Here is a 17122-nt window from a genome sequence, read left to right as displayed (position 1 = left end):
GCTGCGTTTTCTCGTGCGCCTCGGGGGCAGGCGCACCGGCCGGCACATTGCATGCCGGGCCGGTTTCTCGTCATGAACGTGGCGATATTTCGGGCGGCGAGCCCTCATGAAAGAGCTGGCTGAGTTGCGCGCGCAGTTCGGGCGAATCGGCGTGACGATGCACGCTCACCGCGTGTTGCACGGCAGCTTCCAGAAGCTCCGAATCCGAATCCGCCGAGATAGCAACCGTGCAGTTCATCTCACTGGGAAACTCCCTGCAGTCAATGTACTTTCGCGTCATGGTGGAACCTCTCGCTGGGCGGGTAAAAAACAGGCACGCATGCAGGCCGCGCGCGTGAAAATTATAGAATCCATGCATTGCGCTTGCTAAACTATTAAAGCGAATCCAGACGCGACAATAATCTGAATTAATTGCACGTTTTTTATCAAGCTGCATAATTTAGGTTATCTAATGAATCGACGAGGCTCGGTGGCTGCCTGGGTGCAATCCAGATTGTCACAAAGCGCTCGCCGCCCGGCCCCTCGCGGTCCGGCCAGAGGCGGCCCCCGCCGCCCTTTGCGAAAGCCCATCCTTCCCGCTTTCCCGACCGGACGCACGCCGCGTCACGCGCGTGCGTCAGCCGCATTGATTCGACAATTGAAGCGGTCGCCTGCAGTTCCGTTCAGTCCATGAAAACGCACGTCCGGCTATTGGCGCGCGTTTGTCCGATCCGTTGAATTGAGAGGTGTGCCATGTCGAGCCTGTCGAGCGAATCCATCGCCACATTGAAAAGCGCGCTGCGCGGCGAAGCCCTGCAACCCGGCGACGCGGCCTATGAAGAAGCCCGGCAAATCTGGAACGCGATGATCGAGCGCCGCCCCGCGCTCATCGTGCGCTGCCGGGGTTGCGCCGACGTGCGCCAGACCGTGGCGCTCGCGCGTGAAAGCGGCCTACCGCTCGCCGTGCGCGGCGGCGGCCACAATATCGCAGGCAGTGCGCTATGCGACGGCGGCATCGTGATCGATCTCTCGCTGATGAAGTCGGTCAGAGTCGAGCCCGCCACACGCCGCGCGTATGTGGAGCCCGGCGCCACGCTGCACGATTTCGACCACGAAGCGCAGGCATTCGGCCTCGCTACGCCGCTCGGCATCAATTCGACGACGGGCGTCGCGGGTCTCACGCTGGGCGGCGGCTTCGGCTGGCTAAGCCGGCGCTTCGGCATGTCGGTCGACAACCTCGTCGCCGCCGACGTCGTGACCGCCGACGGCAACCTGCTGCGCGCGAGCGCCGAAGAAAACGCCGACCTCTTCTGGGCGCTGCGCGGCGGCGGCGGCAACTTCGGCGTGGTGACGATGTTCGAGTTCGCGCTACACCCCGTCGGTCCCGAGATCTACGGCGGACTGGTCGTGCTGCCGTTCGACGCCGCGAAAGAAGCGCTGACACACTACCGCGAAGCGGCCGAAGCGATGCCCGAAGACCTGACCGTGTGGAGCGTGTCGCGTCTCGCGCCGCCGCTGCCGTTCCTGCCGCCCGAGGTGCACGGCAAGCCCGTCATCGTGTTCGCGATCTGCTATTCGGGGCCGCCGGAAAACGGGCCGAACGCGGTGGAGGCCGTGCGGCGCTTCGGACCACCGTGTGGCGAACATCTCGGGCCGATGCCCTATGCCGCGTGGCAGCAGGCGTTCGATCCGCTGCTCACGCCGGGCGCCCGCAACTACTGGAAATCGCACAATCTCGACGCGCTGCCCGACGGCCTCATCGACACGCTGATCGACGCCATCGCCGCGCTGCCCTCGCCGGAGTGCGAAATATTCTTCGGGCAAATTGGCGGCGCGACCCTGCGCGTCGCGCCCGATGCGATGGCCTACCCGAATCGCGACGCGCTCTACGTCATGAACGTGCACGGCCGCTGGAGCGATCCCGCCGACGACGCCCGCTGCGTCGCCTGGGCGCGCGGCTTCTTCGAAGCTTCCGCACCTTATGCGCTCGGTAGCGTCTACGTGAACTTCCTCACCGACGACGAACGCTCGCGCGTCGAGGCCGCCTATGGTCCGAACATGAGCCGTCTCGTCGCCGTCAAGACGAAATACGACCCGCACAATCTTTTCCGCCATAACCAGAACATCCGGCCCGAAGGGTCGGCCGAGGGAAGCCAGTAATCCGCGTTTCGATGTCATCGAAGGGGAATCGTCATGTCGACTTATGTGGTGCTTGCGCAGTTCACCGACCAGGGTATCCGCGCCGTCAAGAACAGCGCGCAACGGGCCGGTCAGGCAGCGGAACTCGCCAAAACTTTCGGCTGTGAAATGAAGCAGATCTACTGGACGCTCGGGAAGTACGACATCGTCACGGTCATCGAAGCGCCCGACGAGGAAAGCTTCATGGCGTTCGGCCTCGCACTCGGGTCGCTCGGCAATATCCGCACGCAAACGCTGCGCGCCTTGAGCAAGGATGAGTTCACGGCGGTTCTCGGCAAGCTCAATTAATGAGCGCCGGCGCGCGGCACCCGGGCCGGTGCCGCGCCGCCATTCATCATTCTTCATACCTATTCGCCGCACGCGCGGCGCATTCCTCCCGCCAGATGGGGAGGCAGTTCCCTGCCCGAACACACCATGGCGCGCGAGCAACCTTCCGGGAAGCCGCATTGCGCGAGCGAAGTCTTTCTTTTTGGCAAACGTTTGCCGCTCGGGTATCAAGTCCGCGCGCGCGAGGCCGACAACGCGTACATCGCCACGAATTTTTGGAGACCCGGACGTGACGCGCGTTTTGCTTTTACTTACCGTAATGGTTATGACAGGCTGCGCGCAACTGCAGCCGCCCACTACGGCGCAAACCGGGAAACCCGCCGAGTCGAACGTCATCATGAAGTTCGACATTCCCGCCGATGCACTCGGCGCGCACGACCCGCAACTGAGCGCCGTGCTCGCCAAGGCCGGCGCGCTCGCCGCCGCGCAAAAGCAGCCCACCGTGATCCGCGTGACGGCGCTGGGCGAGGACTTCAAGTACATCAATCAGGCCATCTGGCGGGGCGTGCCCGCACGAGGGCCCAAACCCACGCTCGAAAACCTGACGGCTGGCGCGAACCAGACGTACAGCGTCTCGATCGAACCGATGCATGCTGGGAGCTGACACGATGCGTCCGATCGTTCTCGCCGCTGCACTCGGCCTTGGTAGCGCGGCCTGGGCGGGCCAACCCGCCGCCAGCGCGCCCGCCGCCACCGTCGTTGCCGCTGCCGCCATGCCTGCCGCCGACAAGGTCTATCCGCCGCTGCCCTCGCTCGCCATGCTGCCGCCCGCAACCGGCGACGACGACGAGGCTCCCGCGCCGCATTCGTCGTCGCACAACAAGAAGAAGACGCGTCAGCGCGATTGCCACTGCGCCATGCCCACGCCGCGTCTCGTTGTCTCCGACACCTCGCGCGCCTATCTCAAGGACATCGAGCAGAAACTCGATTCCGCTCTCGCGCAGTGACGTCGCGCATTGACGCCCAACCCGGAGCTTCGACCCATGCAGCAGAAGACCAACGCCCTGCGCCAGCTACGATCGCGAGTCATGCGCGCGTGGGTCGCGATCATGAGCCTGGCGGCGCTCGGCGCGACGCTCGCGCATGCCGCGCCGCCTGCCGACGAATGCTTCGAAAAGGCCGGCGCCTACCAGGGCGTGAATCCGCTCGTGCTGCGCGCCGTAGCGTGGCGTGAATCGAAAGGCGACGCGGCGGCCATCAATCACAATGCGAACGGCTCGATCGACGTCGGCCAAGCGCAGATCAACTCGATCCACTTTTCGGAGCTTTCGCGCGAGGGCATTCCGCACGGCGCCCTCACGGACCCGTGCGTGAATATTTTCGTGGCCGCCTGGCTGCTCAAGCAAAAGATGGTGCGATACGGCAACACATGGCGCGCGATTGGCGCATACCACTCGGAGTCGCCGCACGAGCGCGATGCCTACGCGCGCAGCATTCAGGCCATTCTCGTGAGCTGGGGCCACCTGCAGCCGGGGCGATGAACGAAGCGCCCGGCGTCGCTTCCTATTCGTTGCAGGCGCAACGATCGCTTTAGCCGCGCAGCTTGTTCAATAGCTTGAGCCCGCGGCGCGCCATGGCCGAATAAAGCTCGGCGCCCTTGAGCGCAGGGTCGACATGGCGCTCGTAAGGCTGCAGCGTGATCGGGAAATACGGCGCAAGCTTCTCCACCACGCGCTGTGGCGAGATGTGCGTGTTGCTCTGGACCACGGCGAACATGCCGTCGCTTTCCGGCGCAAGGTGGCGGGCCTCGCTCCAGCCTTCCATCTTGTCGGCAAACCAGACGCTTTCGTCGGCGTGCAGCGCGCGCTGGCCCGGTTTCGGGCCCGTGTGGTACTGCTCAAGCAGCCCTTCGTGTTCCGCGTTGAGCCAGTAAAGCGTGTATTCGGTCCAGTCGAGTGCGTAATTGGCGAGCAGCACGCGCCGCCAGTCGGTGCCGTGCAATGCCGCCAGGCGCTGTTGCAGGCTCAGACACAACGTGCGCGACAGGATGGCCGGCGTCCACCAGATGCCGTCGCGCGCGAGTTGCGGATCGAGATTCAACAGCTTCGCCGAAGCCTCCCAGTAATACGGCTCGACCGTGCGCGGCTGAACATGCGTAAGCGCCCGACCGTCGAGAATCAGCGTATCCGCGCTGAAACGATGCGTGGCGAAGCAGTCGGGGTCGAGCACGAGGAAATACTCGGTCTCGATCCATTCGGGTGCATTCAGCTTGATGATCTGCTGCCGGTGCCAGTTGCGGATCTGATGACGCTGCGAGAACTCCGCAAAAATGCCCATGTACAGCGATTCGTCGACCACTTCGATGGGGAAATCGGACCACGCTTTCGCGTAGCCCTTGACCTCTTCGAGTTCGTCGTGCGGCACGACGATGACGAAACGGTGAAAGGTCCTGGGCGTCGTGAAGTGACGCAGCGACGAGAAGAGGATGTCGCAACGGCCGATATTGTCGGCGTAATGCCGTCCCCGCGTCTTCACCGGCAGGATCGCGCTGATCTGGTGCATGGCAGTCAGGTCCCGAATGTTAGAAGAATCGGTAAATGAAGTTCGGGATATAGCCGCGCCGATGCGTCAGCGCAATGCCGATCAGCCTGCCGCCCGCGTCGAGCAGCTGCGTTTTCAGGCCGAGGACCACGGGCTTGCGCGACACCTCTGCGCGCACCGCCATGACCGTGGCGTCCGCCAGCGCCGCGTTTTCGATGCCGGCGAACGACTGGCTCGCGGGCGGCGCATGCACGACGATATAGTCGTGCGCCTCGCGCAGCGTATTGAACAGTGCCGTGGTCTGCTGCCACGAACTCGGGAACGTGCCGCTCTCCGGCCGCGCGACGACGATGTTGTGCCGCTCGACGCTTTCGAACACGAGGCCGCTCGAAGCCGCAATCTCCGTGGGCGCCGCGCTCGCCGCACGGCTTTGCCCGCCGTGTCCCGACCACGTCAGCAGGCCCTGCGCGTTCGGCGGGCCATAGAGCGGCGAGTCGGCGCCGGAAGCCATGTCGAGAATGAGGACCGGCTTGGTCGTGCGATGCTCGAGTTCGACGGCGAGACCGCGAATCACCGAAAGCAGCCCATCGTTCTTGCCGAACGAGAGCGCCATGACCACCTTGGCGGGCGAGTCCGTGCTCGCGTTGATGGCCGCGATCATGCGGCCATACGCCATGTGCGCGGGCCGGCTGGCCGCTTTGGCCGCGTCGGCCGACGCCCCCGCGGCGCCGGGCCGGCGTGCGCCGCCGCCGAGCATCACCGGCGCGTTCAGCACCGGCAGCAGCAGAGAGCGCTCGGCCTGCTCCGGACTCAGGAAGGTCTCGCGCAGGCTCGCCATGACGAGCACGACGAGCGCCGAAATCAGCAGACCCGCCGCCACGCTCGCCGCAATGATGAGGCTGGCCGACACGCTGCGCTGCGAAGGCGGGAACGGCGCCTGGATCACGCGCACGTTCGTGCTGTTCACCTGGCTCACCTGCCCCTGCTGGATCTTCGCCAGTTCGACCTGGCGCGAACGGTCCTTGAAGCTGTCGGCCAGAATGTCGCGCGTTGCCTGCAGCTGGCGCATCTGGCTGGAGATGTCGCTCAGGCTGCGCAGCTTCGCGCGCGTGTCCTTGATCTGCTCTTCGAACGCCTGCTGGCGCGCGGTTTCGCCCGCGATGCTCGCGTTCAGTGCGGCCAGCCGCCCTTGCACCACGTCGTAGTAATCGTTGTGGCCGTAGCGCGTGGCCGTGGCCATTTGAGCCTTGCGTCGCGCGATGCTCGCGTGCATGTCGGCGATCTGCTGATCGAGCTGCTGCACGAACGGCGAGCTGTCCATGTAGCGCGAGGCGAAATCGGCGCGGCGCGCTTCGAGCTGCATCAGCGAAAGCTGCATCGTGTCGAGCGCATGGGCGGCCTCGGAGTCGTCGGTGAAGATCGGGATCGTGGCCTTGACCCCCTTCGAGGACGCCTGCTCCGACTTCAGTTCGCCGCGATGCTGCGCGAGCGACGTGTCGTTCTCGAGCTTTTGCTGAACCAGTTGGCTTTCGAGCAGCACGGCGCGCGAGGTCTGGTCGTCGATATTGACGATGCCGTGCGTTTTCTGGAACGCGAGCAGGTCGGCATCGGCTTTTTTCAATTGCCTTGCGACTTCGTCGCGCTGACCAGTCAGGAAATCGACGCGGCCGGACGTGAAAATCGTCGCGCGCCGGCGGAAGTACGTGTCGAGCAGACGCGAAAGCGCATCGGCTGCTTCCTTGGGATCGGCGTCGTAATACGTGAGGTTGATGGTGCTCGCGAGATCGTTTTGCTCGATATGCAGCCGATGCTCGAATTCCTGCAAATGGCTGTCGATTTCTTGTTCGCTTGCGTTCGGCCCCAGTTTCGCGATCACCACGTCGCGATGCAGTTCCGGGCTGCTGAGGATCTGCGCTTCGACGCCGTCGAGCTGGCCAATGGCGGGCTGCACCGCGGCGCCGCCATTCGGGTTGTTCGACTGGTCGTAATATCCTGCAAGGAGTACGAGCAAAGTCGACTGCGCCCGGTAAGGCATGGGCACCAGAAGCGCAACCACCACGCCGATCGCCACAACGGAAAGAAATACCGCTGTTGCAACCTTGCGATAATAAAAAAAGGTGTTGAGATAGTCCCGGACCGTCAGTTCGACAACAGCCGCCTTCCTTTCAGGCCTTGTTCTAGTAGTAATAACCATACAGGTGCGGTTCCAGGCCAGCGGTGAAGATTCGACGGCGCATATAATACGTAAGAAAACATCCAGGATGTCGCGTTAAACTGACATCCGCGAAAAAATCGTGCGAGTTCCACCCTTCATTAACGGCAATTCCTGCCGTTACTTGACAAGAGATCAGGAACCGCAAGCCACCGCTTCACCCACGCGCCCGATGAACATACTCCGACCAGCCTGCGTCCTCGGGCTGATAACGCTTACCGCCTGCACCCAGACCTGGGTGGAGCCGCAATTCCAGCAGCGGGCGCAATTCGCCGCGTGGTCGCAAGCCTCGCCGGGCGTCTATCGCATCGAACCCGGCGACGACCTCTCGGTCGTCATGCCTTTCAATGCCGAGCTGAACTTCCGCGGTTCGGTCGCGCCGGACGGCGGCCTGACCATGCCGTTCGCGGGCACGATCCCGGCGGCAGGGCTCACGGTCGCCCAGCTCGGCGACGCCATCGACAAGGCGCTTGCTGCCAACGGCATGGCGAAGAACGCGCACGCTTCGGTTGCCATCGTGCAGTCGGCCGCTAAGATCTATGTGGCCGGCCAGGTCGCGCGCCCCGGCGAAATCGCGCTGCACACGGGCATGAGCGTGCTGCAGGCCATCGCCGCCGCGCAGGGCTTGCTCGACACGGCGCGCACCAACGAAGTCGTGCTGATTCGCCGCAGCCCCGATGGCCGCCCGATGCTGCGCACGATCGACCTCGACGCGCTCACGCATCGCGGCGACCCGGCGCAGGACGTCATCCTGCAGGCCACCGACACGATCTTCGTGCCGAAGTCCTCGATCGCCGAAGTCGACCAGTGGGTCGATCAGTACATCGACAAGGTCATTCCGTTCCAGCGGGGCTTCGACTACACGATCTCGAACAATCCCACGACGTACTAAGCCTGCTCTGCGAGCCTCGACCGCCCGACGGCTCTCCACGGCCGCGCAAACGAATCACACGCGATGGAAACCGCCACCACGACCACCGGGCTTGCCCCCGTCTTTTCGAGCGAGCCCGCTAGGTGGCGGGTCACGTGGTGGCTGCTCGCGCTCCTGCCGCTCTTTGGCCAGACCTTCCATTACCTGAGCACGCTCGTGCCGCTCTGGGCGCTCTCGAAAGCGCTGCCGGTCATTTCGCTGCCCGCCGTGCTGCGTCTGGGCGGCGAACCGCGTTTTCCCATGACGCGGCAAATCCTCATCAGCTTCGCGTGGCTGTTGCTGGTGCCGAGCTTCGCCGCCATGTTCTATTTCCACGAAGGTTTTTTCACGAGCATCACGGCGCAGGTGAAACTGCTGCCCGTGCTGTACTTCTTCTCGTTTCTCGCGCTGCTCCTCACGCTCAAGCCCACGCTCGGCGAGCTGGAGCGCGGCTTCCTCGTGCTCGGCGTCGTCATTCTCGCCGTGCTGATCGTGCTCTGGGCCGTGGTGCCCTCGGACTGGTACCAGGAGTCGTATGTGATCGGCCAGTCGCCTTTTTTCAGCAGCGACAACCGCGGGCATCGCATCCGCATGTCGATGTATTTCCCGCTCATCCTGCTGTTCTTCTGCTACCGGCGCGCCTTTTTTGAAAAGCATGCGGGCTATCTGCTGGGCGTGGTCGTCGCGTTCGCGGTCACGCTGCTGATCGTCAAGACGCGCGCCATGGTCATCGGCATCATGGGCGTGCTCGTCATCAACACCTTCGCCTGGTCGCGCATGCGCACGCGCGTTCTGCTGCTGCTCGCCGCGCCCGTCGCACTCGCCACCCTGTTCTCGGCGGGCTATCTCGCCACGACCTTCAGCACCGACGCGAGCACGGGCTTCGACACGCGCCGCATCACCATCATGCTCGCCACGAAGTTCCTCGGCAGCGAGCCGATGCGCTGGCTCTTCGGGGTGGGCACGATCAGTTCGACCAGCAAGGACAACCTGATCGACTACTTTCACCACTTCTTCTTCCTCGCCGACATCACGTGGCTCGGCATCGTGTTCGAGTACGGCCTGATCGGCGCGCTCATCATCCTGTTCTTCCAGCTGCGCGGCATCGTGTTCTACCGGCGCTTGCGCAAGAAGGTCGACGACGATTTTCTCGGCGCGCTGTTCGACTATCTCGTCTACGTCCTGCTCATTTCATTCTTTTATCCGCCTACCCTCACTCCGGGCGAGACTGCGGTCATTCTCGCGATCTTCGCGTACGTCTGGCGCGTGGGCGAACTGGACGGCGATCACGACGACCATGCCGATCTGCAGGTTCACCATGCCACGCTTTAAGCGCAATAAGCGTATCGAGCGCCCCAACCTGCACGCGCTGGTGGTCGGCGCGCTGCTCATGTCGGGCGCGGCGGCCTGCACCGACGCGACTTCGGGCACGCCCTTGCCGGTGGCCATCTCGGTGGATGCCGCCGCCGGCCGGCACCCCATCAGCCCGCTGATTTACGGCATCAACTTCGGCACGACGGCGGTTTTGCAGGACCTGCGCGCGCCCATCAACCGCTCGGGCGGCAACAGCGCCTCGGCCTATAACTGGCGCCTCGACGCACGCAACGCGGGCAAGGACTGGTATTTCGAGAGCCTCGCCGTCAATCCCGCCGATATCAACGATCAGTTCGGCGAGCGCTTCGTCGCACTCTCCCAGGCGGCGGGCGCCACGCCCATCGTGACCATTCCGATGCTCGGCCGCGTGGCGAAACTCGGGCCCGCGCGCGAGACGCTCGCGAGCTTCTCGATCGCCAAATACGGCCCGCAGCCGAATCACGACGTGAACGGCCACGCCGACGCCGGCAACGGCGTGGCAGCCGGCGGCAAGCCGATTGCCGGCAACGACGCGAACGACGCCTCGATACCCGACGACCCGCAAAACGAACAGGCGCGCGTCGCGGATCTGGTCAAGCAATTCGGCGGCGCGAGCGGCGGCGGCGTGCGCTACTACGCGCTCGACAACGAGCCGAGCCTCTGGCAGCTCATTCACCGCGATGTGCACCCCACGGGCGCCCATGCGAGCGAAATCGCCAGCAAGGTGATCGTCTATTCGCGCGCCGTGAAGGCGGCGGACCCGCACGCGCAGATCGTCGCGCCGGAAGAATGGGGCTGGCAGGGCTATTTCTACAGCGGCTTCGACCAGCAGTACGCCGCGGACCACGGCCTCGATCACACGCCCGACCGCACAGGCGAAACCCAAGGCATGCCGTACGTGCCCTGGCTGCTCGCGCAATGGAAAGCGGCGGGCCATCCGGTCGACGTGTTCAGCCTGCACTTCTACCCGCAGGGCGGCGAATACGCCGAGACGGGCGTGACGAGCTCGCAGGCCGTCGCGCTCATGCGCAACCGCTCCACGCGCGACCTGTGGGACCCGAACTACAAGGACCCCACGTGGATCAACAGCGTCGTCGCGCTGATCCCGCTGATGCGCCATTGGGTCGATACGTACTACTACCCGGGCACGCCCATCGGCATTACGGAATACAACTGGGGCGGCGACACGCTGATGAACGGCGCGACAGCCCAGGCCGACGTGCTCGGCATTTTCGGCCGCGAGGGGCTGGATATGGCAACGCGCTGGGGCACGCTCGATCCTTCGATGCCGGTGTACAAGGCATTCAAGCTCTACCGCAACTACGACGGCAACGGCGCGGCATTCGGCGCAACCAGCATTGCCGCGAACGCGCCCGACCCGGACGCCGTTTCCGCGTTTGCCGCCTTGCGCGAGCGCGACCACGCGTTGACGCTCGTGGTCATCAACAAGCAACTGGACCGCCCCGCCGATGCCGCCGTCACGCTCGATCATTTTGCGGCGAGCGGCGTGGCCGAAACCTGGCGGCTCGCAAACAACCAGCTGTTCCGCATGCCCGACGCGCACTACCAGGACAGCACGCTGCGCGCGAGCCTGCCCGCGCAGAGCGTGACGCTGTTCATACTGCGCGGCGCACAGGCGCAGCATGAGTGAAGCCGGCGAAGCGCAGATGCCCGCGAGCCAAACCGGCGGCTCGATGATCCGGGGCTCGCTCGTGAGCCTCGGCGTGCGTCTGCTCGACCTGCCGAGCCGCTACGGTTTCCATCTGCTGATCGCCGCCATGCTGGGCGTGGTGCAGACAGGCGACTTCTATATCGTGTTCAGCACGATGGTGGCGCTCGCGGGGTTCGGGCGCCTCGGCATCGATCAGGCGCTCACGCGGCAGATCGCGATGGACCTCGCGGCGGGCGAGGCGCGCGCCGTGCGGCCGGCCATCCGTCGCGCGCTGTGGCTGGTGCTGCTCGCCTCCACGGCCATGTCGATCGCGCTTGGCGCGGGCGCATTCGCCTTCGCGTACGACGTACTGAAGAAGCCCGAGCTTGCCTGGCCGCTCGCGCTCGGCGCGCTCTCCTTCATCCCGCAAAATCTCGGCGCGGCCATGGCGGGGGCGCTTGCGGGACTCCAACGCGTGGGCTGCAGCCAGATGATCTATTCCTGGCTCTGGCCGGCGATCTTCTGCGCCGTCGCCATCCCGCTTGGACTGACGCACGGCATGAGCGTCGCGAGCACGCTCATGCTGATCGCCGCCAGCTTCACGCTCACCGCGCTGACCGGCGCGTTTCTGCTCAGGCGTTTTCTTGCCGGCGTGCCCGCCGGCGCGCAAGCGCCAGCCGAACCGCCGCGCTTGCTCAAGGCGGGTTTGCCGCTTTTCACGCTGGAATTCACGAAGCTCCTGATCACCTCGGCGCCTGCCATCGTGCTCGGCATCGTCGCCTCGTCGCGCGAGACCGGGCTCTTCGCGCTGGCGTGGCGTCTCGCGCTCGTCATCAATCTGCTGATCAGCGGCGTGACCGGTATGGCCGCGCCGAAGTTCGCGAGCCTTTTCGCGCGCAACGACCGGCATGGGCTCGACAAAAGCGCGGCCCAGGCGGCCGGCCTCGTGCTGTGCCTCGCGTTGCCTGCCGCGCTGTGCATGCTGCTCTTTCCCGAACACTTGCTGCGCCTGTTCGGGCCTGGCTTCGGCGGCGGCGCGGCGGCGCTGCGCGTGCTCGCGCTCGGCCAGATCGCCGCGGCCTGCTTTACCGCCATGCCCGAACTGCTGGGCATGACCGCCCACACTTCCGTCCTGTACCGAATCAACCTCTACTCGGTCGCCGTGCTGCTCGTGGGCCTCGCCGCATTCGCGCCGCTCGGCGGCAGCGTGGGGGCCGCGGCGGCGGCATCGCTGGCCATCGCCGTGAACGGCGCGCTCGCAGCGTGGGCGGCGCACCGGCTGCTGGGCGTGTTGCCACTTGCGTTGCTCGGGCAATGGGTGCTCGGGCGCGTGCCGGGACGCAGCGCGGCGCGAGACCCAAACCAGGACGCCTAGATCGTGGGGCAGTGCCGGCCTCAACTGCTTGAGCTTTCAACGACAATTCGCTCGCGCCCCCGAGTGTGATTTCCCCGACCGACCAGCAGTAACGGCACACCAGGGCGACAGTCGGTCGCAAAAAAGCGCCGCGGCCCGCGATATGCTGCGCGCCCATGAGGCGCGCAGCTTTGCTGATATCATGAAAAAAACTCGCACCCCGGTGCGAAATAAACCGCTTTACGCCGATGGCGGGACGGCGCGCACCGTGCGCCACGTTGCTCGGCAATACCGTGAAGTACACCCATCCTGACCGTGCGATCCGCGAGTGCGCTTGCTCTCGACGGGATTGACGAGGCGATCGTCGAAGCCGGCCGCTCGCTTCAGCGAGTTGTGGCAGCGCTGCGTCATAATTTGGAAAACTAAGCGTTTCACCCGTCGCGAGGAGAAGAAACGTCATGAAACGACGCTGCCTGCTAAAGGGGGTTGTCGCTTTGCCGTGCCTTAGCGCTACCTCGAGTTTCGCCGGCGTGCAGCCCGCTGCGGCCCGTGCGGGCCGCATCCGGCCCAGCGACCCCGCGTGGCCGAAAGCGCCGGAATGGGAGGCGTTGAGCCAGGCAGTCGGCGGAAATTTGCTGCAACCGACCACGATCTGGCAGACCTGCGCGCAAGCGCCCCACGCACCAGCATGTCTGGCAAGAATCGAGGAAGCGCGCAATCCGTTCGCGCTCGGCGACGATCCCGGCGCCACCCAGGTCTCCGGCTGGCTCGATGCATGGACGGCGCACGCAAGCGCCTACGCGGTGGCAGCCCGCTCGACCGCGGACGTCGTCGCGGGCGTCGATTTCGCGCGCCGACACAACTTGCGCCTGGTGGTGAAAGGCGGCGGTCACAGCTACCTTGGCGGCTCGAACGCGCCCGATTCCCTGTTGGTCTGGACGCGCGGGATGAACCGCATCGCACTCCATGACGCGTTCGTGCCGGCCGGCTGCCAGTCACCGCCACAGCAGGCCGTGACGGTAGAGGCTGGCTGCATGTGGATCGACGTCTACACCGCCGTCACGACGCACGCGGGACGCTACGTTCAGGGCGGCGGATGTACGACCGTGGGCGTTGCCGGCCTCGTTCTCGGCGGCGGTTTCGGGTCCCACTCGAAGCGCTACGGACTCGCGGCCGCGAGTCTGCTCCAGGCGGAGATCGTCACCGCCGACGGCGCTGTCCGCACGGTCAACGCATGCCAGCAGCCCGATCTTTTCTGGGCACTCAAAGGGGGCGGCGGCGGCAGTTTCGGTGTGGTGACGAAGCTCACGCTGCAGACCCATGAGTTGCCCGAGAACTTCGGCTGGGCCAGGTTCAAGGTCAAGACTTCATCGCCTGAGGCTTACCGGCGGCTCGCTGCGCGACTGGTCGATCACTATGCGGAGCATCTGTTCAACCCTGCATGGGGCGAGCGCTTCGTCTTTCACAGCGACGAGATCGAAGTGGCGATGGTGTGCCAGGGTCTCGACGACCATCAGGTCAAGTCAGCCTGGGCGCCTGTCATCGATTGGGTGCGCGCCTCACCGGCAGATTTCACCTTCAACCAGGGACCTCGCGTCGGCGCCGGTCCATCGCGCCGCTGGTGGGACGTCGAAGCCAACCCGGGACTCGTGCCCGACCCACGCGCGGGCGCTGCGCACAACCATGGCTGGTGGCAAGGCGATGGCGAGCAGGCTTCCGCCTTCCTGCACGGCTACGAGTCGCAATGGCTGCCCGCGGCCCTTCTCGAACCGGCGCAACGCGGCCGGCTGGTCGACGCCTTCGTGGCGGCGGCCCAGTTTCAGGCCGTCGAGTTGCATTTCAACAAGGGACTCGCGGGCGCGCCGCCGGAGGTGAACGAGCAGGCGCGCCAGTGTGCGACCAACCCAAAAGTCGCCGACGCCTTCGGCCTGATGATCGTCGCCACAGGCGGCCCGCCACCCTTTCCGGGCCTGCCCATCCCCGCGCCTGACATGGCGCAGGCACATCGCAACGCCGCGAACATAGCCAAGGCCGCGGCCATTCTCAAAGCGCTATCGCCAGAAAGCGGCTCCTATATTTCGGAGACCGATTTTTTTCGCAGCGATTGGCGTGAAGCGTTTTGGGGCGTCAACTACGCGCGGCTGAAAGCGATCAAGGATCGCTACGATCCGGAAGGCTTCTTCTACGTCCATCACGGCGTGGGCAGCGAGGACTGGAGTCCCGACGGCTTTACGCCCGTGCAGTCGTGAACGTTTCGGTGATGGGCGCGCATTTCTTGCCTGGCTTGACTCACTAAGAACTCGCATTCTTGCGACTCATCGTGCAGATGGGGAGGGTCCCTTATTTCTCCGCATCTCCCACATCAGCACCCACCTCATCAGGACTCCTGTCATCTTGCGCAGCCCGGGTCCTGCATCAATCGAAAGATCCGCGAAGGTAAATCGTAGGCACGGTCACGTGACCTGCACAGAACCGACTTACTGCCGCCCTCGGAACGTCATGTGGAAGGTCTAGCTTTCCAGCCTGTAACACGCCGTAATGAAGTGACGCAATCGCCGCCCCACCGTCATGCAAAGAAGTGCAACGCTTCAATGGAGAGACACATGCGCCAGACATCGAGATCCAGACACCAACGGCCTGCTGTTCCTGCCTTGCTTGCGGCAGTTTCGCTAGCGGCGACGGCACTCTATTGTTCTGCTGCCGATAGCCAGTCCACCGCGAATACATCTTCGATCACGGCAACGCCGATCAAGCATGTCATCATCATCGTGGGCGAAAACCGAACGTTCGATCACGTGTTTGGCGCTTATCAGCCGCGCTCGGGCCAAACCATATGGAATCTTCTGTCGAGAGGCATCATCCGGGCTGACGGGGGACCCGGACCCAACTACAAGGTCGCCGAGCAATACATGGCCAAGGCCACGAATCCCTCGCAGTTCGACGCCAGCCCGACGTCGAAACAGCCTTACCCGACGCTGCCGGCGCCGAATACCGGCTCGGCGCCGACCGCCGCGAGCGACGCGAATCCTCCGCCGTTCGCGACACTGGCGGCTGCGCAGGCAGCCGAAGGCTATGCCCTCGAATCGAACGATGTCGTTCATTTGACGACGGGCGCAACGGGCCTCCCCAACGACGAGCCTGACGCGCGCTTTGGATCGAACCTGTACAACCTGCAGAGCGGCCCCTATCAGATTTCGCGGGTGGGTCCGAACTACGACCAGTACATGAACAGTCCGGTGCATCGGTTCTACCAGAACTGGCAGCAGTCGGATTGCAATATCGCGCACGCGACCCTCGATAATCCGAGCGGCTGCAAGATGGATCTGTTTGCGTGGGTCGAAGTGTCGGTAGGCGCCGGATCGAATGGTAAAGCGCAGACGGCCAACTTCACCGATCAGTCGACCCACGAAGGCGCGACCGCGCTCGGGTTCTATAACGTGAATACCGGCGATATGCCCTATTTCACGGATCTCGCGCGTCATTACACGATCAGCGACAACTATCACCAGCCGGTGATGGGCGGCACGGGCGCGAACAGCATCATGATCGGAACGGCCGACGCGCTCTATTACACGGACGGCAAAGGCAATCCGGCGACGCCGCCCCAGAACGAGATCGAAAACCCGCGGCCGCAGCCAGGCACCAACAACTGGTACGCGCAGGACGGCTACTCTGGCGGGACCTATAGCAATTGCTCAGATCCGAAGCAGCCTGGCGTCGGCGCGATACGAAAATATCTCGACAGCTTGCCGTATCACCCCAATGCCAACTGCGCGCCCAGCACGTACTATCTGCTGAACAACTACAACCCTGGCTACAACGGTGACGGCACCGTCAACACGAGTACGTTCACCATTCCACCTTCGCCGGTGCGCACGATCGCCGATACGCTCCTCGAGAACAATGTTTCGTGGAAATACTACGGCGAAGGCTGGAAGACGTTCATCACCCGTCCGTCAACGAGTGTCTACTGCAATATCTGCAATCCGTTTCTCTATGAAACGGCGATCATGACCAATCCGTCGCTGGTGGCCGCGCATCTTCAGGACACGCCGAACCTGTATGCCGACATCGCAAACGGCACGCTACCCGCGGTGTCGTTCGTGAAACCCGGCGGACTGCTCGATGGGCATCCGTCCTCTTCGAAGTTCGGTCTTTACGAAGGGTTCGTGCACAAAATCATCGATTCCGTTCAGGCGAACCCCGCGCTGTGGGCCTCCACTGCGATCTTCATCACGACGGACGAAGGTGGCGGCTATTACGACTCAGGGTACATTCAACCCGTGGACTTCTTCGGGGACGGCCCGCGCATTCCTCTCATCGTCGTTTCACCGTACTCGCGCGGCGGCCGTGTCGTTCACGACTATTCGGATCACGTGTCGCTCGTGAAATTCATCGAACGCAACTGGTCGCTGGGACCGATCACGGCGCGCAGTCGCGACAATCTCCCCAACCCGGTCCAGCTGCCCGCGAGCCCGTACGTGCCGACGAACGCGCCGGCAATCGGCGACCTGTTCGGTGCCTTCCAGTTCCAGCCCGCCAGGCAGGCGGCAGCGGGCAATGGCAACGAGGGCGCGGCTGGCATGTTCCCGTTCTGATCGCAGTCCAGAAGCGCACTGAAGACGCCGAAGGTCCCAACCCCAAAGGGACCGTCGG

14 protein-coding genes are annotated in these 17122 nt (G+C 64.3%); 11 read left to right on the top strand and 3 right to left on the bottom strand.

Annotated elements, in window-relative coordinates; translation table 11 throughout:
* Positions 1-70 precede the first annotated feature (70 nt).
* A complete protein-coding gene (locus BFD71_RS11000; protein WP_069263432.1) occupies positions 71-280 on the bottom strand; it encodes a DUF1059 domain-containing protein in 210 nt (69 codons plus the stop codon).
* A gap of 452 nt (positions 281-732) precedes the next feature.
* Here BFD71_RS11000 and BFD71_RS10995 point away from each other — a divergent pair, with 452 nt between their 5' ends.
* The 5 genes from BFD71_RS10995 to BFD71_RS10975 all read left to right on the top strand — a co-directional run bounded on the left by BFD71_RS10995 (position 733) and on the right by BFD71_RS10975 (position 3986).
* The gene (locus BFD71_RS10995; RefSeq protein ID WP_069263429.1) at positions 733-2139 is read left to right on the top strand and encodes an FAD-binding oxidoreductase; all 1407 of its coding nucleotides are present in this window, start codon (positions 733-735) and stop codon (positions 2137-2139) included.
* Positions 2140-2172: 33 nt separating this feature from the next.
* Positions 2173-2466, top strand: a complete 294-nt coding sequence (locus tag BFD71_RS10990) for a GYD domain-containing protein (protein ID WP_069263426.1) — start codon at positions 2173-2175, stop codon at positions 2464-2466.
* Between the two features lie 298 nt (positions 2467-2764).
* Positions 2765-3109 carry a hypothetical protein gene (locus tag BFD71_RS10985; protein ID WP_256094614.1) on the top strand — a complete coding sequence of 115 codons (345 nt, stop codon included), beginning with the start codon at positions 2765-2767 and terminating at the stop codon, positions 3107-3109.
* A 4-nt stretch (positions 3110-3113) separates the two neighbouring features.
* Positions 3114-3452, top strand: a complete 339-nt coding sequence (locus tag BFD71_RS10980) for a hypothetical protein (protein WP_069263581.1) — start codon at positions 3114-3116, stop codon at positions 3450-3452.
* An 81-nt stretch (positions 3453-3533) separates the two neighbouring features.
* A complete protein-coding gene (locus BFD71_RS10975) occupies positions 3534-3986 on the top strand; it encodes a lytic transglycosylase domain-containing protein (RefSeq protein WP_069263579.1) in 453 nt (150 codons plus the stop codon).
* Positions 3987-4035: 49 nt separating this feature from the next.
* Here the strand turns inward: BFD71_RS10975 and BFD71_RS10970 are convergent, their stop codons facing one another.
* Complete coding sequence (locus BFD71_RS10970; RefSeq protein ID WP_069263421.1) at positions 4036-5007, bottom strand: DUF6492 family protein; 972 nt, start codon at positions 5005-5007, stop codon at positions 4036-4038.
* Between the two features lie 19 nt (positions 5008-5026).
* On the bottom strand, positions 5027-7045 hold the full coding sequence (locus tag BFD71_RS10965) for a GumC family protein (RefSeq protein ID WP_141710630.1): 2019 nt from the start codon (positions 7043-7045) through the stop codon (positions 5027-5029).
* 325 nt (positions 7046-7370) lie between these two features.
* On the opposite strand from BFD71_RS10965, the gene BFD71_RS10960 reads away from it, so the two are divergent.
* The 6 genes from BFD71_RS10960 to BFD71_RS10935 all read left to right on the top strand — a co-directional run bounded on the left by BFD71_RS10960 (position 7371) and on the right by BFD71_RS10935 (position 17064).
* A complete protein-coding gene (locus tag BFD71_RS10960) occupies positions 7371-8090 on the top strand; it encodes a polysaccharide biosynthesis/export family protein (RefSeq protein ID WP_069263417.1) in 720 nt (239 codons plus the stop codon).
* 63 nt (positions 8091-8153) lie between these two features.
* Complete coding sequence (locus BFD71_RS10955; protein WP_069263416.1) at positions 8154-9440, top strand: hypothetical protein; 1287 nt, start codon at positions 8154-8156, stop codon at positions 9438-9440.
* Positions 9427-11112, top strand: a complete 1686-nt coding sequence (locus BFD71_RS10950; protein ID WP_069263414.1) for a glycoside hydrolase family 44 protein — start codon at positions 9427-9429, stop codon at positions 11110-11112. Before BFD71_RS10955 ends, BFD71_RS10950 begins: the two co-directional genes overlap by 14 nt.
* Complete coding sequence (locus BFD71_RS10945; RefSeq protein WP_256094604.1) at positions 11105-12487, top strand: lipopolysaccharide biosynthesis protein; 1383 nt, start codon at positions 11105-11107, stop codon at positions 12485-12487. The genes BFD71_RS10950 and BFD71_RS10945 overlap by 8 nt, the downstream gene beginning before the upstream one ends.
* 437 nt (positions 12488-12924) lie before the next feature.
* Positions 12925-14715 carry an FAD-dependent oxidoreductase gene (locus BFD71_RS10940; protein WP_069263412.1) on the top strand — a complete coding sequence of 597 codons (1791 nt, stop codon included), beginning with the start codon at positions 12925-12927 and terminating at the stop codon, positions 14713-14715.
* A gap of 354 nt (positions 14716-15069) precedes the next feature.
* Positions 15070-17064 carry an alkaline phosphatase family protein gene (locus tag BFD71_RS10935; protein WP_083245183.1) on the top strand — a complete coding sequence of 665 codons (1995 nt, stop codon included), beginning with the start codon at positions 15070-15072 and terminating at the stop codon, positions 17062-17064.
* Positions 17065-17122: the final 58 nt, after the last annotated feature.

It is taken from the genome of Paraburkholderia nodosa (assembly GCF_001718195.1).
Lineage (GTDB): Bacteria > Pseudomonadota > Gammaproteobacteria > Burkholderiales > Burkholderiaceae > Paraburkholderia > Paraburkholderia nodosa_A.
This window is presented reverse-complemented; position numbering and strand designations above follow the sequence as displayed.